Here is a 21,956-nt window from a genome sequence, read left to right as displayed (position 1 = left end):
AGGTAATTCAGAGATAATTTATGTGGAAGCTCCCTAAGTGAGTGACCCGATAAAAAATCTCGAAACGACAAAATTATGTAAATATTTTAAATAACGCAAGTTAGTTAAAATCAGGTAGAAGAAATTCTTCCATGCAAAAATCTTGTCAATTCCGAGTTGTAACAAGTCCAGAGATGGACTCAAAACATATCAGCAAGATTAAACTGAAGAGTTTGATCCTGGCTCAGAATGAACGCTGGCGGTAGGCTTAACACATGCAAGTCGGACGGTAGCAGGAGATAAGTTTACTTATTTTGCTGACGAGTGGCGGACGGGTGAGTAACGCGTGGGAATCTACCCTATAGTTGGGGACAACGTATGGAAACGTACGCTAATACCGAATATGCTCTACGGAGTAAAGGAGCCCTCTTCATGAAAGGTTTCGCTATAGGATGAGCCCGCGTAAGATTAGCTAGTTGGTGAGGTAATGGCTCACCAAGGCGACGATCTTTAGCTGGTTTGAGAGGATGATCAGCCACACTGGGACTGAGACACGGCCCAGACTCCTACGGGAGGCAGCAGTGGGGAATATTGGACAATGGACGAAAGTCTGATCCAGCCATACCGCGTGTGTGAAGAAGGCCTTCGGGTTGTAAAGCACTTTCAGTTGGGAGGAAGATTAAGTAGTTAATACCTGCTTAGTTTGACGTTACCTTCAGAAGAAGCACCGGCTAACTCTGTGCCAGCAGCCGCGGTAATACAGAGGGTGCAAGCGTTATTCGGAATTACTGGGCGTAAAGCGCGCGTAGGCGGATTAGTAAGTCAGTTGTGAAAGCCCTGGGCTCAACCTAGGAACTGCATCTGATACTGCTAGTCTAGAGTTTAGTAGAGGGAAGGGGAATTCCAGGTGTAGCAGTGAAATGCGTAGATATCTGGAGGAACATCAGTGGCGAAGGCGCCTTCCTGGACTAAAACTGACGCTGAGGTGCGAAAGCGTGGGTAGCGAACGGGATTAGATACCCCGGTAGTCCACGCCGTAAACGATGTCAACTAGTTGTTGGTCTTATTAAAAAGATTAGTAACGAAGCTAACGCGATAAGTTGACCGCCTGGGGAGTACGGTCGCAAGATTAAAACTCAAAGGAATTGACGGGGGCCCGCACAAGCGGTGGAGCATGTGGTTTAATTCGATGCAACGCGAAGAACCTTACCATCCCTTGACATGTAGAGAATTTTCCAGAGATGGAGAAGTGCCTTCGGGAACTCTAACACAGGTGCTGCATGGCTGTCGTCAGCTCGTGTCGTGAGATGTTGGGTTAAGTCCCGCAACGAGCGCAACCCTTATCATTAGTTGCTACCATTTAGTTGAGAACTCTAATGAGACTGCCGGTGATAAACCGGAGGAAGGCGGGGACGACGTCAAGTCATCATGGCCCTTATGGGATGGGCTACACACGTGCTACAATGGGGAGTACAAAGAGCAGCCAACTGGCGACAGTGCGCGAATCTCAAAAAACTTCTCGTAGTCCGGATTGGAGTCTGCAACTCGACTCCATGAAGTCGGAATCGCTAGTAATCGCGAATCAGAATGTCGCGGTGAATACGTTCCCGGGCCTTGTACACACCGCCCGTCACACCATGGGAGTGGATTGCAAAAGAAGTAGGTAGCTTAACCTTCGGGAGGGCGCTTACCACTTTGTGGTTCATGACTGGGGTGAAGTCGTAACAAGGTAGCCCTAGCGGAAGCTGGGGCTGGATCACCTCCTTTAAGATATACCAAGGGTTACAAGCTTAGACGAGCTTTCACATAAATTGTCTCTGAATTACTGAAGAAATGAACGACCCGGGTCTGTAGCTCAGTTGGTTAGAGCGCACCCCTGATAAGGGTGAGGTCGGTGGTTCAAATCCACCCAGACCCACCATATTGGGGCTATAGCTCAGCTGGGAGAGCGCCTGCCTTGCACGCAGGAGGTCTGCGGTTCGATCCCGCATAGCTCCACCAATATTACGTTTAATAAATTCTGTTTAGACAGAGTGTATTAAAAGTCGTATTGGCCAGTATTCGTACTGAAAGATAGTGTACTTAAAGTTCTTTAAAAATTTGGAATAGATCTCGAATGTTAATTAAACCTTAACATAAGAGAACCTTTTATGACGCCGACAAGATGTCATAAAAGGGTTGCAAGTCGCCCTTCCAGCGGCTTGTAGCAAATGCTGGAGAGAAAGGTTATTAATACGTTAATAACCTGGATCTCCAAGTAAAAGGTAAAAACATACATATATTATTGAGAATACTCAAGCGTATATCATGACAGCGAAGAATCTTAGTTGCGTATGCACTTAAAAGGTCTTGTTTGGGCGCGAGTTCAAAACAAAAGGACAAGACAAACCAATAGGTTACTTTTGAGTTGTATAGTTAAGTGATTAAGCGTACACGGTGGATGCCTAGGCGGTAGAAGGCGATGAAGGACGTAGTAACTTGCGATAAGCCACGGGGAGCTAGTAAACAAGCTTTGATCCGTGGATTTCCGAATGGGAAAACCCATCCGTAAAGGATATCCCTTAGGGGAGGCTAACCAGGAGAACTGAAACATCTAAGTAACCTGAGGAAAAGAAATCAACCGAGATTCCCTAAGTAGCGGCGAGCGAACGGGGACCAGCCCTTAAGCTGACATAAGAATAGTAGAACAGTCTGGAAAGTCTGACGATACAGGGTGATAGTCCCGTACACAAAATTCTTTTATCAGTGAAAACGAGTAGAGCGGGACACGAGAAATCCTGCTTGAAGATGGGGGGACCACCCTCCAAGGCTAAATACTCTCTACCGACCGATAGTGAACCAGTACCGTGAGGGAAAGGCGAAAAGAACCCCTAAAGGGGAGTGAAATAGAACCTGAAACCGTGTACGTACAAGCAGTAGGAGCAGACTTGTTCTGTGACTGCGTACCTTTTGTATAATGGGTCAGCGACTTACATTATGTAGCGAGGTTAACCGAATAGGGGAGCCGTAGGGAAACCGAGTCTTAAATGGGCGTTTAGTTGCATGGTGTAGACCCGAAACCGGGCGATCTATCCATGGCCAGGTTGAAGGTGCCGTAACAGGTACTGGAGGACCGAACCCACGTATGTTGAAAAATGCGGGGATGAGTTGTGGATCGGAGTGAAAGGCTAATCAAGCCCGGAGATAGCTGGTTCTCCTCGAAAACTATTTAGGTAGTGCCTCATGTATCACTCTAGGGGGTAGAGCACTGTTATGGTCTAGCGGTCCGTCAAGGATTAGCAGCCCATTGCAAACTCCGAATACCTAGAAGTGCAATCATGGGAGACAGACTGCGGGTGCTAACGTCCGTAGTCAAGAGGGAAACAACCCAGACCGCCATCTAAGGTCCCTAAATATTACTCAGTGGGAAAGGATGTGGGAAGGCTTAGACAGTCAGGAGGTTGGCTTAGAAGCAGCCACCCTTTAAAGAAAGCGTAATAGCTCACTGATCGAGTCGGCCTGCGCCGAAGATTTAACGGGGCTAAGTAATATACCGAAGATGCGGATGCACATAGTGCATGGTAGAGGAGCGTCGTGTAAGCCTGCGAAGGGGCATTGGAAAGTGTCCTGGAGGTATCACGAGTGCGAATGCTGACATGAGTAGCGATAAAGGGAGTGAAAAGCTCCCTCGCCGAAAGACCAAGGTTTCCTACGCAACGTTAATCGACGTAGGGTTAGTCGACCCCTAAGGCGAGGCTGAGAAGCGTAGTCGATGGGAAGCAGGTTAATATTCCTGCACTTTTTATAACTGCGATGGAGGGACGGAGAAGGCTAGATTATCCAGGCGATGGTTGTCCTGGTTTAAGATTGTAGGTAGAGAGCTTAGGCAAATCCGGGCTCTTAATACTGAGAATTGATGACGAGTCCTCTTTTGGACGAAGTAATTGATGCCATGCTTCCAAGAAAAGCTTCTAAGCTTCAGGTTATAGAGAATCGTACCCCAAACCAACACAGGTGGTCAGGATGAGAATTCTAAGGCGCTTGAGAGAACTCGGGTGAAGGAACTAGGCAAAATAACACCGTAACTTCGGGAGAAGGTGTGCCCCTGCCGGTGAAAGGACTTGCTCCAATAGCTAGTGGGGGTTGCAGAGACCAGGTGGCTGCAACTGTTTACTAAAAACATAGCACTGTGCAAAATCGAAAGATGACGTATACGGTGTGACGCCTGCCCGGTGCCGGAAGGTTAATTGATGGGGTTAGCGCAAGCGAAGCTCTTGATCGAAGCCCCGGTAAACGGCGGCCGTAACTATAACGGTCCTAAGGTAGCGAAATTCCTTGTCGGGTAAGTTCCGACCTGCACGAATGGCGTAATGATGGCCACACTGTCTCCACCCGAGACTCAGCGAAATTGAAATCGCAGTTAAGATGCTGCGTACCCGCGGCTAGACGGAAAGACCCCGTGAACCTTTACTACAGCTTTGCACTGGACTTTGACACTATCTGTGTAGGATAGGTGGGAGGCTATGAAGCAGAAACGCCAGTTTTTGTGGAGCCGTCCTTGAAATACCACCCTGGTATTGTTGAGGTTCTAACCTAGAGCAGTGAATCCTGCTCAGGGACAGTGTATGGTGGGTAGTTTGACTGGGGCGGTCTCCTCCTAAAGAGTAACGGAGGAGCGCGAAGGTACCCTCAGCACGGTCGGACATCGTGCAATGAGCGCAAGAGTAAAAGGGTGCTTGACTGCGAGACTGACACGTCGAGCAGGTGCGAAAGCAGGTTCTAGTGATCCGGTGGTTCTGTGTGGAAGGGCCATCGCTCAACGGATAAAAGGTACTCCGGGGATAACAGGCTGATACCGCCCAAGAGTTCATATCGACGGCGGTGTTTGGCACCTCGATGTCGGCTCATCACATCCTGGGGCTGAAGTCGGTCCCAAGGGTATGGCTGTTCGCCATTTAAAGTGGTACGCGAGCTGGGTTTAGAACGTCGTGAGACAGTTCGGTCCCTATCTGCCGTGGGCGTTGGAAAATTGAGAGGGGCTGCTCCTAGTACGAGAGGACCGGAGTGGACGAACCGCTGGTGTTCGGGTTGTCATGCCAATGGCATTGCCCGGTAGCTACGTTCGGAAGGGATAACCGCTGAAAGCATCTAAGCGGGAAACCTGCCTCAAGATAAGTTTTCCCTAGACTATAAGTCTTCTAAAGGGCCGTTGGAGACTACGACGTTGATAGGCAAGGTGTGGAAGTGCAGTAATGTATGAAGCTAACTTGTACTAATTACCCGTGAGGCTTAACTATACAACTCAAAAGTGACTTTGAAGTTGTGGTATACGCACTTGAGTATGATCAATAACAGTAAGAGGGTGGATGTGAGAGCATCTACTCCTTGTGTATGTGTGTTACCGAATGAAATGAGATCTATTTCAAATAAATAAAGAACTTTGGGGGTTGTTGTGTAGAGAATAGACGACAGCCACCAGCACCAAATTGCTTGGTGACAATAGCAAGATGGAACCACCTGATCCCATTCCGAACTCAGAAGTGAAACGTCTTAGCGCCGATGGTAGTGTGGGAGTTCCCATGCGAGAGTAGGTCATTGCCAAGCTTATATCCTAAAACCCGCCTTGCTTTTGCTTCGCGGGTTTTTTTTTGCCCTTTTTACTGTATTCTTAATTTTTTGTTGTTTGTTTCAATTTTCCGATGAGAAGGTGAACAGATAGTTATGTATCGCAATTATTTTGGTTTATCCTCTTTGCCCTTTAAAACTACGCCTGATCCTGAGTTTTTTTATCAAAAAGGTTCTCGTCAGGATACGCTTAATGCGCTGTATTATGCGATTGGACGTGGTGACGCCATCTTAAAGGTGGTCGGGGAGGTAGGGTGTGGTAAAACTATGTTGCTTCGTTTGTTGGCATCTAAGTTGTCCGTTGAAAATACTTGTTACACACTCATTTATATCAATTCACCCAATTTATCGTCTAAAGATATTTTGCTCTATATTGCATCTGAATTGGGCTTACTTGTGGCGGATTCAGCGCAAAAATTTGTGATACTTAATCTTATTAAAATGCACATTCTGAGTATTTATGCTGCCGGCGGACGAGTGGTTATGTTGGTTGATGAGGCTCAAACCATGACCTTAGATGGTTTGGAGGAAATTAGATTATTGAGCAATTTTGAAACCGATGAAGATAAACTGTTGCAAATTGTTCTGTTTGGTCAGCCCGAACTGGATGTGGCGCTAGAAAATGCCCACATTAGGCAGTTAAAAAGTAGAATTTCTTACAGTCTTTATATTCCTGCATTTACAGTGGCAGAGGTGCAGGCTTATTTAAATTTTAGATTACGAAAAGCGCATTATGCTGGTTTAGATCTGTTTAATCTTTCGGTTTCAAGGCGTATCTTTAAATTAACGCATGGTTTACCTAGAGACATTAATATTTTAGCCGATAAACTATTAATGGCGGCTTATGGGGCAAATGATACTGTTGTAAAGCACAGCCACTTCAAATCAGTCAGTGATGCGTCAATATCAAAACGGTTTGTGATTGGAATTTCGGCTGCTTTTTTGATCTTACTTTTAACCGTAACTTTCTTTAGCCTTAAGCATTTTCTAATCATCAATCACCAGGCCTGGTGGATTCGTTGAAGGAGTCTATTGATTTATGGCTGAATCCATCTATACCTGATAATAGTTCAACCATCTTAGGTAACGAAGCCTTACATCAACCTATTGAGCTGGTAGGAATTGTTTCTACTGAAACCCCCATCCTACAAGAGCCTACGGCAAGTCGTGTAGACAATAAAGGTGAGAGCGATGCTTTATCGGAATCGTCCAAATTAGAGCCTGTTTTGATGGATTCTATTTTTCCAAAAGTGGCTGAGTCAGGTGGGTTGGGCTTGTCTTATGATGACCTTGTAGCGTTAATTAAAGAGCATGTCAGTACGCAAGAGTGGCTGGCCACGTTGCCGTCTGAAGCTTATGTAATACAGTTATCGACGATTCGAGTGAATGGGGCGTTGAGTGTGATGGATAAATTAAAAACGGATTCGTTAATAAACCCGCTATTCATACGTGTTTTATTGGATTACAATCAGGGGCAGAATCATTATCGTGTTAAGGTTTTGTACTTTGATTCAATGAGTCATCCAGGCCTGGTCACTCGAGTTGAATCACTGCCAAAGCATTTAAAAGTTTCCAAGCCTTACATCGCCTCTGTTCGACACATTCTGAGTAAATTAGAATTTACACAAACTCAATTAAAACAAGATGGAATTATCAATGTTAATCCCTAATTCAAAATTTGGTTGTTATCTCTCTTTTGCCGCGATTGTTGTAATGCTGGGTGGTGTTTCAGGGTGTCAAGAGTCAGCGGTTAAGCGAGATCCATTAGCACCGCCTGTTTCTAAAGACTTTATTCCAGCGGGTCATATTCAGGCGAAACAGAAGGTCGAAGATATTATTCCAGGCAGCCCAGGAATACCTTCTGTGATGGACGCTACACGACCTAAACTCCCTGATTTAAACGCAGCTGAACAGCTTAATTTGTACTCTGTTTCTGCCGTGCAAGTCCCAGTGGCTGAGTTACTGCATCAGATCGCTAAGGATTCAGGTAAACAAATTGACCTTTATTCCGGTATTCAGGGGCGGGTGACGATTAATGCGATTAACCAGCCTTTAGAAAAAGTCCTAGAGCGTATCGCGGATCAAGTTGGCTTAATGTATGTGATTGATGGCGGTACGATTGTTATTAAACCCGATATTCCAGAATGGCGTAATTACAATGTGGATTATGTGTTTATTGATAAGGTTACAAATGACACTATTAACATGAAAATGAATGTATCTGCAGGCGCTATGGGCACGACGGGTACAACGTCAACTGCAAATACTGGCAGTTCAACTAATGTAACGGTAAAGTCTGAGCATAAATTTTGGGAACGTTTAAAAAGTAATATTGAGGTTTTAGCGCATCTTGACCCTTTAGAGAATATGAAAACCAGTCAAGCTGTACAGGCGATTAGCGCAAAATCAAACGACATCGCTACGACAGATTTAACGATTCCACCTGTTAAACAAACGGCCGCTCAAGCGGCTAATAAATCAGCCAACACCGTCATCAACCCTGAAGCAGGTGTAATATCGGTGTATACCACCAGCAAAAAGCACAAGGCTATAAAAGAGTATATTGCTGATATTTCTGTGCGTGCACAACGTCAGGTTCTAATTGAAGCCACTGTGGTTGAGGTGGTGCTTAACGACCAATATCAAGCGGGAATTGATTGGACGCTGATGGGGAATAGAGCCTTTGGTGCCGATGGCGGTTTGCAGATTTCTTCGCCTTTTAGTGGGCCTAGTAATGGTTTTCAGTGGCGACGGTCAGTCCTGGTGTCGCCAGCGGGGATTGGAATATTTTGTCTAATTTGGCTTTGTTAAAACAATTTGGGGATTCTAAAGTACTGTCTAGCCCCAAAATAATGGCCATTAATAATCAAACGGCGTTATTAAAAGTGGTTGAAAATTTAGTGTATTTTACGGTAGATGTCACCACCACAGCGGCCACCACAACTGGTGCGGCTCCTACGTCTACCTACGAAACGCAAGTTAATACGGTTCCAGTAGGCTTTACCATGAGCGTAACGCCTTTTGTGAGTGCTGATGGTGACGTTACTTTAAACGTTCGCCCGACCATTTCTAGATTAATCAGTTATATTGCCGACCCTAATCCTGCGTTTAATGATCCGACTTTGACCGCTCCGGTACAAAGTTTAATACCTGTCATTCAAGAAAAAGAGATGTCATCCGTTCTTAAGTTGCGTGACCGTCAAACGGCGATTATTGGGGGTTAATTGAGGACAATAACGCAAATAATCGTAAAGGATTACCTTGGTTGGGCGACGTCCCTGTTTTGGGTGATCTTTTCTCGCGTCGAGACGACAGTACCAGTAAAAGTGAGTTAGTTATTTTTATCCGTCCCGTGATTGTAAAAAACCCAGACGTGGATAATGGAGATTTAAAGCCGGTGAGTCAGTTTTTAAAAACCGCTAATAATTAACGAATGGCCAATTATTCAACGGAGTCGGAGCGATTGTGAGTGTACTACTGGATGCGTTAAAAAAAGCCGCTGAAGATAAAAAACGAGCACAGAGTGTTTTAGCGCCTGCGATTGTAGAGCCTTTGCCCAGTGTCAATTTGCCCTTGGAAAGCGACTTGGCTGATGAGAAAGCGTTAACGACGGCTAATGAATTAAAGTTGTCACTGACACAACAGTCACTAGAGGTCGAGTCAAACGCTGCCTTTAACGCTGACTTAGACGCTGAGTTAACTCAGTCAAAAAATGCATCATTTAACGTTACACCGCCAGTTTTGACTACAGTGGACTCTCTTTCTACACCGTCTTCATTGCCTATTTTTAAAATCAAGCACGCCCCAGCCCATGATGTGGATGATGGCGTTCGCGCTAAGCCAAACGCCGCTGAACCAAGTGAATTAAGCCTTGAAGATTTGCTGCAAGTGTCTGATGCTGAAGCGGCTAAAAATGCATTGAGTGCTCAAACGATTACCGATAATGCGACCTTCGATGATACGTCAATTGTTGTAAATATGGTGCAGTCCAAGGTTGAGCAGCACTCAACTAGGGTTGAGCCGGTTAAGTCAGAAGCCATTGATCGCGTTGAACCTTTGATGCCGGATACCTCCAATGCCGGATTTGAATGGCGTTTAGAGGATTTACCGGCTTATGCGGTTAAAGTGGATGGGCTAGATTCTAAGCCTAAGCTAGAACCCGCGGTGAATGAGTCTGTAGAATATAAAAACCCTATTTTAGTGTCGGGTGTCAATCGTGCTCCCGCCAAAAAGGCATTTGTATTGTCCAGTTCTTCTCGACTTATGGGTGGTTTATTGGTGACGCTTGTTTTTATCTCCCTGTTATTTTATGGTCTAACCTATTACCAGCAAGAGGAGGCGGCACTGGAACAGAGCATGCAAAAATACGTTTTAGCTAAGCGTCCAGTCAGTGCTGAACCGGAAAAAATCGTGCCATCTAAAAGTGAGCTTGCCACAGCGGCGACCTCGGTTGAGCCTAATGCTGAAATCGTTCCTGAGCCATCTGAACCGCCCATGTCTGAAAATGATTTGACCAGGCCTGGTGAAGAGTCAGCAAACATCAACGGCGATACGAATACAAAAACGATGGATAATGCTACTAAAGCAAACCCCGCTGTTGTCGCTGAAAAGCCGGCGACTAAGCATCCGTCCACGTCCACTCCTAAAGTTCCTGCTAAACCCAAGGTGGCATCGCCTAAGCCTGATGTGTTTTTGCCAACAGCCCAGCAAGAAGAGAAGATGGTTAATCGGGTGATGGCACAAGCGCCTTTGCATAAGGCCTACAGCGCCTACGATGCCGGTGATTATCTGAGCGCACACGAGCAGTTTAATCAGGTGTTATCAGTCGAGCCAAACAACACAACGGCGTTGATTGGCTTGGGCAACATTGCGGGCATTCGCCAAGATTTACCCACAGCAATGGATTATTATCAGCGCGCTTTGGCGGTTGAACCTAATAATTTGGCCGCTTTTGAAAGCATTGCGCATTACGCCAGTGCGTTAGATTTAAACGCGGATTGGGGTGTAAAACTATCACAAATGGCGCTTGAACATCCGCGCTCTGCGGTGTTGCAAAACGCGTTGGGTAACCACTACGCCAAAGAACAACAGTGGCATGATGCACAAACGGCCTATTTTAATGCCGTGGCGTTAGAGACGGACAGTGCACAATATCTTACCAATTTAGCCATTAGTTTAGACCATTTGGGTCAGTATTCATTGGCAGCCACCCATTATACTCATGCGCTGGTGATGGGTGAGCAAGCTGGGTATGCGTTTAATGCAGAGCAAATTAAACAGCGATTGGCGGCGATTCGTCAGTTTTTGGGGGCTCAATAAGTATGCAAACGCCTTTAAGACTTGGCGAGCGTCTGGTTCAAGACGGTTATATTAGTCCCGATAAGTTAAGCATTGCACTTACCGAGCATAAACGTACCGGGCAAAAGTTAGGTGAAATTTTAGTGGCCATGGGCTTTGTGACCGATGTCTTGGTGCGTGAAGTGGTCGGCAGCTACGTTGGTTACGCATCAATGAGCCTAAAAGAGGTTGTGCCAGACCCCAAGGCTTTGGTGCTGGTGTCGGAAACGTTTGCACATAACTATTTGTTAATGCCTATCAGCCTGCAAGACAACGTGCTAAAAGTGGCTATGAGCAATCCAGGCGACATTATTATATTGGACAAGTTGCGTCGTCATTTACAAAATGGCGCGCTGCAAGTTGAGCCAGTATTGGTGGTGGAATCCGAAATTCAAAATGCCATAGACAATTATTATGGTTATGAATTGTCTATTGAAGGTATTTTACGCGAGCTTGAAACCGGCAAGGTCGATATGGGCAGTTTGTCGTCGGGCAATGAGTATTCTCAGCCGATGGTGCGTTTAGTCGATAACCTGTTAACCGATGCCGTTAAGCGTAATGCGTCCGACATTCACTTTGAACCGGAAGAAGACTATATTCGAATTCGTTACCGTATTGATGGGGTTTTGCAAGAGATTCGTTTACTGCACAAAATGTTTTGGTCAGGCCTGGTGGTGCGTTTAAAGGTTATTTCAAATCTAGATTTAACCGAACAGCGCTTGCCACAAGACGGTCGAATGACCTTAATTGTGCACGGCCGACGTATTGATTTCAGGGTGTCTTCTTTACCGTGTTCGCATGGTGAAAACTTTGTATTGCGTATCTTAGACCGCGAAAAAGGCATTGTGCCATTAGACAAACTAGGATTGGACAAAGACTCTTACAACGAACTCAAATTAATGATGGCGCGCCCCACGGGTATTTTGTTGGTGACAGGACCCACCGGTTCTGGAAAAACCACCACGTTGTATTCGATTTTGAACGAACTGAACGACATCGGGGTTAACATTATGACCCTTGAAGACCCGGTGGAATACCCTATGGCGTTAATTAGGCAAACCCCGGTTAACGAAGAAATTGGCATGGGGTTTGCCGCCGGTATTCGCGCTTTAATGCGCCAAGACCCCGATATTATTTTAATTGGCGAAATTCGTGATTCTGAAACCGCTGAAATGTCGATTAGAGCTGCCATGACCGGACATCAGGTGTTTGCCACTTTGCATACCAATTCGGCCATTGGCGCGATTCCTCGGCTGTTGGATATTGGTGTCTCGCGTTCGATTATGGCCGGTAACATTATTGGAGTTTTAGCTCAGCGTTTGGCACGAAAACTGTGTAAGCATTGTAAAGAACCTTATGAGCCAGATGATTTTGAGCGGCAGTTATTGTCCATTACACAAGGGACAGCCGAGCAACCTAAATTTTTGTATCGCGCAAAAGGGTGTGAAAAGTGCAATGGCATTGGCTACAAAGGTCGCTTGGCCGTCCTGGAAACGTTGCGTTTTACCAGTGAAATGGATGAGTTGATTTTAGAGGGAGCGTCACAGCACGTATTGTTGAATAAAGCGATTGAAAAAGGCTTTTCAACCATGGCTCAAAGTGGCATTCGTTGGGTAAAGCAAGGCGAAACCACGCTTGATGAAATAAGTCGCGTAGTTAACTTGACTGAATTGTTGTAAGGGGTAGCGATGGAAAATTATCAATACACAGGCATCAACAAATTTGGTAAACGGGTCAGTGGTGTTATTCCGGCCAATAATGAGCATGAACTTGAGCAAAAATTACTAAAAAGCAAGATTGATCTGCTTACGTTTAAAAAGAAATCGGACGGTTTTTCACTTTTAGGCAAACCTAAAGTCACTCGTAAAGACATTATTTCAATGACGTTTCAGTTTGAGCAACTGCTTCGCGCAGGTGTGCCGTTAATGGAGATTATTGACGATTTAAAAGACTCTTTTGAAAGCGATGCGGTGAAAGAGATGCTGGCCACCATTTACGAATCAATGGAGGGCGGAGCCACATTTTCAGCCGCGCTAAAAGACTATGAAACGGTTTTTGGTGAGGTGTATGTTTCGTTGGTGTCAGTGGGTGAAAAAACCGGCAAGTTAGAAGATATTTTGCTTGATTTGGCCAACATGCTTAAGTGGGAAGACGAGCTGATTTCAAAGGCTAAAAAAGTCATGATTTATCCAGCCATCGTCGCCACCGTGGTGATTGCGGTGGTAATTTTAATGATGATGTTTGTGGTGCCAGAGCTTCTAGGATTTATCACCTCGATGGGTGGCGAACTGGGTTTTGCAACGATTGCATTGATTGCCACATCGGGTTTTGTACAAGAGTACATTATTGAAATTTTTGTGGTGCCAACGGTCTTAGTGTTTATTTTAAAGTGGTGGCGCAAACAATCGCCCGATTTTAAACTTAAAACGGACGAGCTTTCATTGCGCCTATGGATTGTCGGCCCGGTATTGTATAAGTTAAAACTTGCCCGTATTGCCAATGCCTTAGCGGTTATGTACGGTGCGGGCGTGAGTTTTCCCGACAGTTTGCGCATGTCGAGCATCATTGCTGGCAATAAGTATTTAGAAACCAATATCAACAACGCAGTGCGAATGATTGAAGACGGCAAGCCGATTCATGAATCGTTTGAGCAGGCGACGGTGTTTCCGTCCATGGCCGTGCGAATGATTAAAGTGGGCGAACTCAGTGGCGGAATGGACGTGGCGCTTAAAAATGTCAGCTATTTTTACGACCGAGAAGCCAAAGAGTTGATTGATAAAATTGAGCCGGCCATTGAACCCGTTTTAACCGTGATTATGGGGTTTGTAGTGGGTTGGGTCATGATTGCTGTTTTAGGCCCCATTTATGACACGATTGCGCAGGTGCAATAAGCATGAAAACCGTATTTTATTTTAATGACATAGGTATTCACGCCTACAGTAATCATGCCAGTCTTGCGGACAAAGCACGTTTTTTTGCTTTTGATGATAACGTACCGCTTGAAAAATATTTGGCGCTTATTCCCGAGCGCTCACAAACGTATTTAATTTTAGACATGGTAGACGAAGACATTCATTTTGAATGGGTGCCCAAAGTACAGCCTTGGGAAAAGAAAGGCATCTTAAATCGCCGAAAAGAACGTTTTAAACATGAAGACCAGGTGCTCTCTGAGGTACGTTGGACCAGCAATGCGCGTAAAAATGAAGAGGGTCGTAATGAAGAGATGATTTTGTTGGCAACGGTGCATCAAAATCAACCGCTGGCGAATTTTTTAGCCAGTCTTGAAGAAGCTCAGGTTATTTTAACCGCCGTTTATTCAAAGGCCTTTTTATTAGCGGAGTTTTTTAAGAGCAAAGCGCGTCCGGCGTTAAACTTAGCCCGTACCGATGTGCAAAAACCTTTTTTACTGATTGCTCGGCAATCCAGCTCAACATTTCGACAGCTGTTTTTTTAAATGGCGAGTTGCGAATCAGCCGTCTGGTTGAATTAGAGCAAACTCAGCACACTCCCGCATTTATTCAGCAAGCCTTGTTGGATGAAACCAAATTGGCTGTTAAATACATTTACAGCCAAAACCTTTTGCCGTTTAACAGCCCAATTGGTTTGGTTTTTTTAGAGGGGCAAGCCGAGGTATTAGTTGACTTGCAAAGCGCGTGTCAAAAAGAAGGATTGTTGCGGACGACGTGGGAGGCGCATGAATACACTTTTGCCATCAGTACGTTTACTGACCTTGTGCCAAACGGCGTGTTTTGCAAGCCCGCGTTGGGCGAGTCATCAGAATGCTGTTTTTCGCAGCAGGCGGTTGTGGATTACGTTTTTAGTCAACCACCTAAAGGGTTCTATTTTAACGATTATGTGCTAAAAATCAGCGGTTTGCTGCAGGCGCGCAAGGTCATTATTGGCTTAAACGCACTCTTATTGTTAGGTGCTGTCTATTACATTCTTACCAACAGCGTGGATGCTTTGATGAGCGTACACAAGCAAAATCTTATTAACCAATACATTTCTGATCACGAAGCCGAAAAAACGTATTTACAAGATAAGGTAAAGTTACAGGACGATGCACAAGAGATAAAAGCCTCGGTTGAGTTTTCAGAAGCCATTCTAAAATTAAATGTGAACGGTCTATTGGGGTTTGACGCTTACGATTTAAGCCAAGTGTTGAGCAAACACCCTAATATTCAACTGTCCACATTAGAGTGGAAAACCCTAGGGCAATTTGACAGCCAACGTAATCAACTTGTTTTGCAGGGTTGGGTGTTTCCTTTTTACGATACGTATTTACTGCCAGTAACCTGGGTGGATAACTTTGTGGCCGATCTCACTCAGCTTACTGGCATTGAGGTGGTTGAACTGCAAAAAGAGCCTTTAAATAGAGAGCTAAGCCAAGCTTTAGTGATTGATGCCAAGGTTGGCGAAGTCAAAGCGTTGCCTTTTGTGGTGACATTGCGAGTAAAAGATGCCCAGTCTAACTAGTTATTTTAAAGAACCCTTAGCCATACGCTTATTTAAGCGGCTGTTTGTGATATTCGTTTTATTGATTTTGATTGGTGCGGCCTCATGGTATGGCTTTAAAGAGCTGCATGGTTATTTAGCGGCGCAAGAAAAACCTAAAATTGCGCAACTTAACTCATTAAAAAGTCAGGTCAGTTTTTTAAGACAGCAAGTGGCGCTGTACGAGCAATACGGCGAAAAATATGAAGAGCTGATTAAAAAAGGCTTGGTAAAAAAACAAGACCGAGTATTTTGGGCCGACTCACTCATTAAAATGAAAGACCGTTTTGCTATTCCCAATTTAAAATTTGAATTTTCAGCCGAAAAAGCCCTTAGCACCGCTGATTTTGCCAATATTAAAATTCCACCCAATGTATTTTTTTACAGTCGGGTTAAATTAACGCTCGACTTACAGCATGAAGAAGATTTAATTCGATTGTTTGAAACCATCAGTCAGACCATTTCGCCGCTGTATTTGGTGGAAAGCTGCCAAACCAAACTGCATGATTCAGACCATGAAGTATGGGCTAATTTTGATTTGTTAAAGGGCAATGTGGCCACACAATGTTCGTTGATTGTGTTTCACATTCATCCAAAACCACCTAAGCCAATTAATGGCAATAATCCAAACACGCAAGCCGCGGTTGCATCGTCCACCGCAGCATTATGATTAAGAGCCTAATTACGTGAAGAGCTTATTATGAAACCCTTAATACAAGCAGGCCTGGTTGTTTGGTTTGGCTTTGGATTTTCCGGTGTCGCTATGGCCGACTTTAGTGCGTTAAGCCAAGCGATGGCTGCGCCTAACCCAGAACCGACGCCTGAAAAAGTTGAAGAATTAAACCAAGCGCTGACTCAAAGTAACCCCAATTTAAAAACGCTTTTATTGACTCAAGGCGCGCGCGCCATGATTGACCAACAAAGGGCTAACTACTTAAATCCAGAAGCGCAAAAAGTTCAAAAACAGCCAGAAGAAAAGGCGGTTACCCCTAAGCGTGTTGCCGAAAATAAAGTCAGTAAGCCAAGGGTGGCATCGCAAAATGTAGCCGTATCCGCGGTGATTATTAAGCCCGACGGCTCGAGTTTGGTACGGGTTAACAACCAATACAACCCGACTAATCCCAAAGGATTTGCGCTTAATTATCAAGACAGTAATGCCGATGGTGTGCCAATCATGGTGCAAGGTAAAGTACAGCGCGTGCCGGTAGGCTCAACGCTCATTACCGGTAAAAACCAAGTGGTGCCCAGCTATCAATTGCAAAGGCAATTACAAACCCAAAAAAGACAAGCCGCCGTGCCCAAAACAGAAGAAAAGGCCGCTAAAGAAGCGCTGCAGTCGGTAAGGATTATTAATGCAACTGAATGACATTTTGACGTTGTACCCGCAAGCCTCTTTATTTGTAGGGGTAGTCTTGACGGTTTTAGTGGTTTTAACCGGGTTAGTGGTGCGCGCACACCGTCAAAACAAACAAGACCGACTACAACTGGCCATGCTGTCTGAGCAATTAAGTTTACAAAACGAGGCCGCCATTCGCCATATTGAAGCGGTTAAAGTGCATGATGCCTTGCAAGAACAACACTTTGTATTGCAAACTCAAATGGCGCAATTGCAACCGCTTAAAGGCAGCGTGGCGCAACTTGAACACTTTGTAAACGCTTTACAACAGCAACTGGCCGGCAAAGAAAATCAGTTGGATGAGGCACGCCAGCGCCTCAGCGCAAGTGAGGCCAAAACGGCCGAACTCAGCGTGGCTTTAGAGCTTGAAAAAACCGCCGCACATGAAAAAATAGCGTTGCTAGAAAACGCTAAAAACCAAATGAGCAATGAGTTTAAAGTGCTTGCCAACCAAATCTTTGACAGCAAGCATCAGCAGTTTGCGCATTCCAGTAAAGTGTCGATTGATGCCATTATTGCGCCGGTAAAAGGCGCAATTGAGGCATTTCAGTCGCGGGTCGAAACCGTCCACAAAGAGGATTTAGAAGGTCGCGCGAGCTTAAACGAACAGCTAAAACAGTTGCAAACGCTCAACAGTCAAATGAGCCAAGAGGCGCAAAACTTAACCCAAGCCTTAAAGGGCGACAGTAAAATCCAAGGTAATTGGGGTGAGTTAATTTTAGAGCGCCTGTTAGAGCGTTCTGGCTTAAAAGAGGGCGTTGAATTTGACCGCGAAAAAAGTTTTGTTAACGACGAAGGTCGCCGCATGCGCCCAGATGTTATTATCAATTTACCCGACAATAAACACATTGTTATCGACTCGAAAGTGTCGCTGCTGCATTATGAAAACGCGTTAAACCTTGACGATGTAAAAGGCAAAGAGGGTGCGCTTAAGCAGCATTTACTCAGCCTTAAAAATCACATTGATACCTTGGCCAGTAAGCGCTACGAACATTTGGTGGGATTAAACGCCCCCGATTTTGTGTTGATGTTTATTCCGGTCGAAGGGGCGTATTTAATGGCTATTGAGGCCGATGCGTCGGTATTTGAAGTGGCTTTTGAAAAGCGGGTGGCGGTCGTGACCCCAACGACCTTATTTACCACGTTAAAAACCATAGAACAGTTGTGGCGCTACGAGCGTCAAAGCGAAAACACCCTTAAACTGATTAAGCGCGCCGCCGAAGTGCACGACAAATTTGTGGGCTTTATTGAAAATTTTGAAAAGGTCGGTAAGCAGCTTAATACGGCACAAAGCACCTTTGATGTGGCGCGTAAGCAGTTGGTCGAAGGCTCTGGCAACCTGGTTAAACAAGCGCATATGCTGAAAGAATTAGCCAGTAAAACTAAAAAAGAACTGCCAGAACATCTTTTGCAAGAGGCTGACGTTAAACAATCCTTGTTAGAAGCCGATGAGATTTAACCAGGCCTATCAGACCTACCAGGCCTGGTAGGTTGTGTTTTTTTGTAATTAAAACCCCGTCATTGCGGGCTTGACCCGCAATCTGCTATGGCGCTGGCAACCATTCATTGGTTTTGCCGGTGGCGTAATACACCGTTAACCCAATCCACTCTTTCCAAGCCGGCTCTAAGGCTTTTAGATGATCGTACAGGTCAAAATCCCAGGTTCTATAATCGCGAGTATTGGAGTGGTAATCGACTGGATAGGCGATGACGTTCACCCCTTGTTGTCGAGCAATTCCCACCGCTCTGGGCATATGAAACGCCGAAGTGACTAATAAATACGTGCCATTCAGTTTGGGCAGTAACGGTTTAAGCAGCGCAAAGTTCTCAAAGGTGTTACGCGATTTTGATTCTAAAATTAAGCGTTCTTGAGCCACGCCTATGGTGGTTAACAAGGTGTTTGCCAATGCGCCTTCACCTTGAGTGTTTTGCAAGGCCATTGAGCCGCTGCCGCCGCTAAAAATGACAGGTGCGTTAGGGTAAAGTTGCGCCAATTTGGCCGCACCAATGTACCGATCACCGCCCAAGCCTAACTCGGCGACGTTCCAGCTTAACGAGCGTTTTAGGTCTTCGCCACCGCCCAAAACAATAATGCCATCAATGCTGGGTGGCATTGGGTTTGGGGTGCTAAACCGTGATTCTAACGGCATCATTAAAAAGTCACTGACTGGGTATGCCATCACCATAAAGCTGATAAGTGCGCTGGGCATTAAAACGCGTTTAGCGGCCTTGAGCTTATTAAAGACCAATAGAGTGGTTCCTAGTGCAAAAGCAAACACCATTAAATTGCCTGGGCTAAGAAATGCCCAGGCCAATTTAGAAACAATAAAAAACAGAGAGTCCAGCATGGTTGAGAGGTGTCCTGTTGCTTGCTAAGGTTGATTACGATTAATTTTGGGTACGAAAAGCCATACTGTCTTGAATGAGCGCAAAATGAACCTATATTCTAAACAACGAAAGTGCAACATTTAGAGAGGACAGCGCTCATGATCGAAAAATTTACCACTCAATTTCAATCGGTGCTTGGCCAAGCCCAATCGTTGGCGTTGAGCAAGGATCATCAATTTATTGAACCGGTGCACATTTTAGCCGTTCTAGCCGATGAACAGAACGCTTTATTGCAACTGGCCAAAGTCAATGTCGTGGCTTTAAAGCAAGCCGCACACGATAAAATCGACCGTCTGGCCAAGGTGAGCGGTGGCAGTGGCCAAGTGCAATTGTCACAACAGTCGGCCAATGTGCTTAATTTAATGGAAAAGCAAGCGCAAAAAAATGGTGACAGCTACATTGCCAGCGAGTTGTTTTTTACCGCGCTGTTTGCCAGCAAAGACAGTGCGGCCGATCTGTTAAAGCAGGCCGGCGGTAACGTCGCCGAATTTGACCAAGCCATACAACACATTAGAGGGGGTGATACTGTGAAAGACCAAAATGCCGAAGAGAACCGTCAAGCCTTAGAAAAATACACGGTGGATTTAACCGCACGTGCCGAAGCGGGCAAGTTAGACCCGGTCATTGGCCGAGACGACGAGATTCGTCGAGCCATTCAGGTTTTACAGCGCCGCACCAAAAATAATCCCGTGCTTATTGGCGAGCCAGGCGTGGGAAAAACCGCCATTGTAGAAGGTTTAGCGCAACGTATTATTAACGGAGAAGTGCCCGAAGGCTTAAAAAATAAACGCGTCTTGTCGCTGGATTTGGCCGGTTTATTGGCCGGAGCCAAATACCGTGGCGAGTTTGAAGAGCGTTTAAAATCCTTGTTAAAAGACCTAGAAAAACAAGCCGGTCAGGTCATTTTGTTTATTGATGAAATTCACACGATGGTGGGCGCGGGCAAAACCGAAGGCTCGATGGACGCGGGCAATATGCTAAAACCCGCCCTTGCACGCGGCGAATTGCATTGCATTGGTGCCACCACCTTAAACGAATACCGCGAAAACATCGAAAAAGACGCTGCGTTAGAGCGCCGTTTTCAAAAGGTGTTGGTAGACGAACCCACCGAAGAAGACACCATTGCTATTTTGCGTGGCTTAAAAGAAAAATACGAAATTCACCACGGGGTTGATATTACCGATCCGGCCATTATTGCGGCGGCGCGCTTGTCGCAGCGTTACATCACCGACCGTCAATTACCCGACAAAGCCATCGATTTAATTGACGAAGCCGCGTCACGCATTCGGATGGAAATTGACTCTAAACCCGAAGTCATGGACAAGTTGGAACGTCGCTTAATTCAGTTAAAAATGGAGCAAGTGGCGTTAAAAAAAGAGAAAGACGAGGCCTCTAAAAAGCGTTTAACGCTGTTAAAAGAGCAAATTGCCGAGCTTGAAAAAGAGTACTCCGATTTAGAAGAGATTTGGAAACGCGACAAAGCCGCTTTACAAGGGGCGCAACAATTTAAAGAGCAGTTAGACCAAGCGCGCATTGAGTTAGAAGCCGCGCGGCGCAACAGCGATTTGGCTAAAATGTCCGAGATTCAATACGGCAAAATTCCCGATTTAGAAGCTAAAATTCAAGCCGCCGAACAAGCCGAAACCGCTGTGCAAGCCGACGGCGGCACGCATCTTTTGCGCAACAAAGTCACCGAAGAAGAGATTGCCGATGTGGTCGCACGTTGGACGGGCATTCCGGTGGCACGGATGATGGAAGGTGAACGCGACAAGCTCTTGCGTATGGAAGAGCAGTTAAGCCAACAGGTTATTGGTCAGAGCGAGGCGGTGAGTGCGGTGAGCGATGCGATTCGTCGTTCACGCGCCGGGTTGTCCGACCCAAATCGTCCAAATGGTTCGTTTTTATTTTTGGGGCCAACCGGTGTGGGCAAAACTGAGCTTACCAAAGCGCTGGCCGACTTTTTATTTGACACCACCGACGCCATTGTGCGCATTGACATGTCGGAGTTTATGGAAAAACATTCGGTGTCGCGTTTGGTGGGTGCACCGCCGGGGTATGTTGGGTATGAGCAAGGCGGCTATTTAACCGAGGCGGTGCGTCGCAAACCTTATTCGGTGATTTTATTGGACGAGGTCGAAAAAGCGCACCCCGATGTGTTTAACATTTTATTGCAAGTGTTGGACGATGGGCGTTTAACCGATGGCCAAGGCCGTACGGTGGACTTTAAAAATACCGTGATTGTCATGACGTCTAATTTAGGTTCACAAGTGATTCAAGAAAAAGCCGGTGTGGCCAGTTACGACGAGATGAAGGCCGATGTGCTTGAAGTGGTGGGTCAGTATTTTAGACCCGAGTTTATTAACCGCATTGACGACATTGTGGTGTTTCATCCGTTAGGCAAGGCGCAAATTCGTGCCATTACTGGCGTGCAACTGCAGCATGTGCATCAGCGTTTGCAAGCGGTCGATTTGGGATTAGAGATCAGCGATGCGGCATTGGATATGTTGGGTGAAGCTGGCTTTGACCCGGTGTACGGCGCACGTCCTTTGCGTAGGGTGATTCAGCATCGTTTAGAAAATCCATTGGCGCAAAAAATTCTTAAAGGCGATTACGCCCCAGGCAGCACGATAAAAGTGAGTGTTGAAGAGGGTGTGTTGTGTTTTGATTAAGGTTGTTTAACGATTAATTTACGCAAAAACCCTTTAAAGCCCTTTTAACCAGGCCTGGTTAAAAGGGCTTTTTGTTTATATTGTTGTTT

The 21,956-nt window shown here is 45.6% G+C and carries 13 protein-coding genes, 2 tRNA genes, 3 rRNA genes and 1 pseudogene; 18 read left to right on the top strand and 1 reads right to left on the bottom strand.

Going from position 1 to position 21,956, the window contains the following annotated elements; all coding sequences use genetic code 11:
- The first annotated feature begins 200 nt into the window (after positions 1–200).
- The 17 genes and pseudogenes from EP181_RS08035 (at position 201) to EP181_RS07950 (ending at position 18,269) form a co-directional block, all read left to right on the top strand.
- Positions 201–1,746: ribosomal RNA gene (locus EP181_RS08035) — 16S ribosomal RNA — on the top strand.
- Between the two features lie 77 nt (positions 1,747–1,823).
- Positions 1,824–1,900: transfer RNA gene (locus tag EP181_RS08030), tRNA-Ile, on the top strand.
- Between the two features lie 4 nt (positions 1,901–1,904).
- Positions 1,905–1,980 (top strand) — tRNA-Ala (locus tag EP181_RS08025).
- A 412-nt stretch (positions 1,981–2,392) separates the two neighbouring features.
- Positions 2,393–5,255 (top strand): 23S ribosomal RNA (locus EP181_RS08020).
- Between the two features lie 192 nt (positions 5,256–5,447).
- Positions 5,448–5,562, top strand: a 5S ribosomal RNA gene (gene rrf / locus EP181_RS08015).
- The 16S, 23S and 5S rRNA genes sit together here with 2 tRNA genes alongside, the layout of an rRNA operon.
- A gap of 117 nt (positions 5,563–5,679) precedes the next feature.
- Positions 5,680–6,606, top strand: a complete 927-nt coding sequence (locus tag EP181_RS08010; RefSeq protein WP_127471177.1) for an ExeA family protein — start codon at positions 5,680–5,682, stop codon at positions 6,604–6,606.
- Entirely contained in the window at positions 6,603–7,253 is a 651-nt protein-coding gene (locus EP181_RS08005; RefSeq protein ID WP_127471176.1) for a hypothetical protein, read from the top strand. Before EP181_RS08010 ends, EP181_RS08005 begins: the two co-directional genes overlap by 4 nt.
- Positions 7,240–8,394: a hypothetical protein gene (locus EP181_RS08000; RefSeq protein WP_127471175.1), complete on the top strand. Its 1,155-nt coding sequence runs from the start codon at positions 7,240–7,242 to the stop codon at positions 8,392–8,394. The genes EP181_RS08005 and EP181_RS08000 overlap by 14 nt, the downstream gene beginning before the upstream one ends.
- A gap of 41 nt (positions 8,395–8,435) precedes the next feature.
- Positions 8,436–9,013: pseudogene (locus tag EP181_RS12900) on the top strand (type II secretion system protein GspD).
- Positions 9,014–9,048: 35 nt separating this feature from the next.
- Entirely contained in the window at positions 9,049–10,902 is a 1,854-nt protein-coding gene (locus tag EP181_RS07985; RefSeq protein WP_127471173.1) for a tetratricopeptide repeat protein, read from the top strand.
- Between the two features lie 2 nt (positions 10,903–10,904).
- Positions 10,905–12,599 (top strand): GspE/PulE family protein, encoded by a 1,695-nt coding sequence (locus EP181_RS07980; RefSeq protein WP_127471172.1) that lies wholly within the window; start codon positions 10,905–10,907, stop codon positions 12,597–12,599.
- A 9-nt stretch (positions 12,600–12,608) separates the two neighbouring features.
- The gene (locus EP181_RS07975) at positions 12,609–13,811 is read left to right on the top strand and encodes a type II secretion system F family protein (RefSeq protein WP_127471171.1); all 1,203 of its coding nucleotides are present in this window, start codon (positions 12,609–12,611) and stop codon (positions 13,809–13,811) included.
- Positions 13,812–13,813: 2 nt separating this feature from the next.
- Positions 13,814–14,374: a hypothetical protein gene (locus EP181_RS07970; protein WP_127471170.1), complete on the top strand. Its 561-nt coding sequence runs from the start codon at positions 13,814–13,816 to the stop codon at positions 14,372–14,374.
- Between the two features lie 8 nt (positions 14,375–14,382).
- Positions 14,383–15,396, top strand: coding sequence for a hypothetical protein (locus EP181_RS07965; protein ID WP_127471169.1), 1,014 nt, complete (start codon positions 14,383–14,385; stop codon positions 15,394–15,396).
- Positions 15,380–16,084 carry a hypothetical protein gene (locus EP181_RS07960; RefSeq protein ID WP_127471168.1) on the top strand — a complete coding sequence of 235 codons (705 nt, stop codon included), beginning with the start codon at positions 15,380–15,382 and terminating at the stop codon, positions 16,082–16,084. The genes EP181_RS07965 and EP181_RS07960 overlap by 17 nt, the downstream gene beginning before the upstream one ends.
- A gap of 30 nt (positions 16,085–16,114) precedes the next feature.
- The gene (locus tag EP181_RS07955; protein WP_127471167.1) at positions 16,115–16,780 is read left to right on the top strand and encodes a hypothetical protein; all 666 of its coding nucleotides are present in this window, start codon (positions 16,115–16,117) and stop codon (positions 16,778–16,780) included.
- Positions 16,767–18,269, top strand: a complete 1,503-nt coding sequence (locus EP181_RS07950) for a DNA recombination protein RmuC (protein WP_127471166.1) — start codon at positions 16,767–16,769, stop codon at positions 18,267–18,269. The genes EP181_RS07955 and EP181_RS07950 overlap by 14 nt, the downstream gene beginning before the upstream one ends.
- Positions 18,270–18,354: 85 nt before the next feature.
- Here the strand turns inward: EP181_RS07950 and EP181_RS07945 are convergent, their stop codons facing one another.
- Complete coding sequence (locus EP181_RS07945) at positions 18,355–19,158, bottom strand: YdcF family protein (protein ID WP_127471165.1); 804 nt, start codon at positions 19,156–19,158, stop codon at positions 18,355–18,357.
- 138 nt (positions 19,159–19,296) lie between these two features.
- Here EP181_RS07945 and clpB point away from each other — a divergent pair, with 138 nt between their 5' ends.
- Positions 19,297–21,867: an ATP-dependent chaperone ClpB gene (gene clpB, locus EP181_RS07940; protein ID WP_127471164.1), complete on the top strand. Its 2,571-nt coding sequence runs from the start codon at positions 19,297–19,299 to the stop codon at positions 21,865–21,867.
- Positions 21,868–21,956 lie beyond the last annotated feature (89 nt).

This window comes from Thiomicrorhabdus aquaedulcis (assembly GCF_004001325.1).
In the GTDB taxonomy this organism is placed as follows: domain Bacteria; phylum Pseudomonadota; class Gammaproteobacteria; order Thiomicrospirales; family Thiomicrospiraceae; genus Thiomicrorhabdus; species Thiomicrorhabdus aquaedulcis.
Note: the sequence above shows the minus strand (reverse complement) of the source record. Positions and strands in the feature narration are given on the sequence as shown.

Coding starts and splice junctions, on each gene's coding strand:
- EP181_RS08010 (WP_127471177.1), top strand. CDS start 5,680: ATGTATCGCAATTATTTTGGTTTATCCTCTTTGCCCTTTAAAACTACG.
- EP181_RS08000 (WP_127471175.1), top strand. CDS start 7,240: ATGTTAATCCCTAATTCAAAATTTGGTTGTTATCTCTCTTTTGCCGCG.
- EP181_RS07980 (WP_127471172.1), top strand. CDS start 10,905: ATGCAAACGCCTTTAAGACTTGGCGAGCGTCTGGTTCAAGACGGTTAT.
- EP181_RS07975 (WP_127471171.1), top strand. CDS start 12,609: ATGGAAAATTATCAATACACAGGCATCAACAAATTTGGTAAACGGGTC.
- EP181_RS07970 (WP_127471170.1), top strand. CDS start 13,814: ATGAAAACCGTATTTTATTTTAATGACATAGGTATTCACGCCTACAGT.
- EP181_RS07960 (WP_127471168.1), top strand. CDS start 15,380: ATGCCCAGTCTAACTAGTTATTTTAAAGAACCCTTAGCCATACGCTTA.
- EP181_RS07955 (WP_127471167.1), top strand. CDS start 16,115: ATGAAACCCTTAATACAAGCAGGCCTGGTTGTTTGGTTTGGCTTTGGA.
- EP181_RS07950 (WP_127471166.1), top strand. CDS start 16,767: ATGCAACTGAATGACATTTTGACGTTGTACCCGCAAGCCTCTTTATTT.
- EP181_RS07945 (WP_127471165.1), bottom strand. CDS start 19,158: ATGCTGGACTCTCTGTTTTTTATTGTTTCTAAATTGGCCTGGGCATTT.
- clpB (WP_127471164.1), top strand. CDS start 19,297: ATGATCGAAAAATTTACCACTCAATTTCAATCGGTGCTTGGCCAAGCC.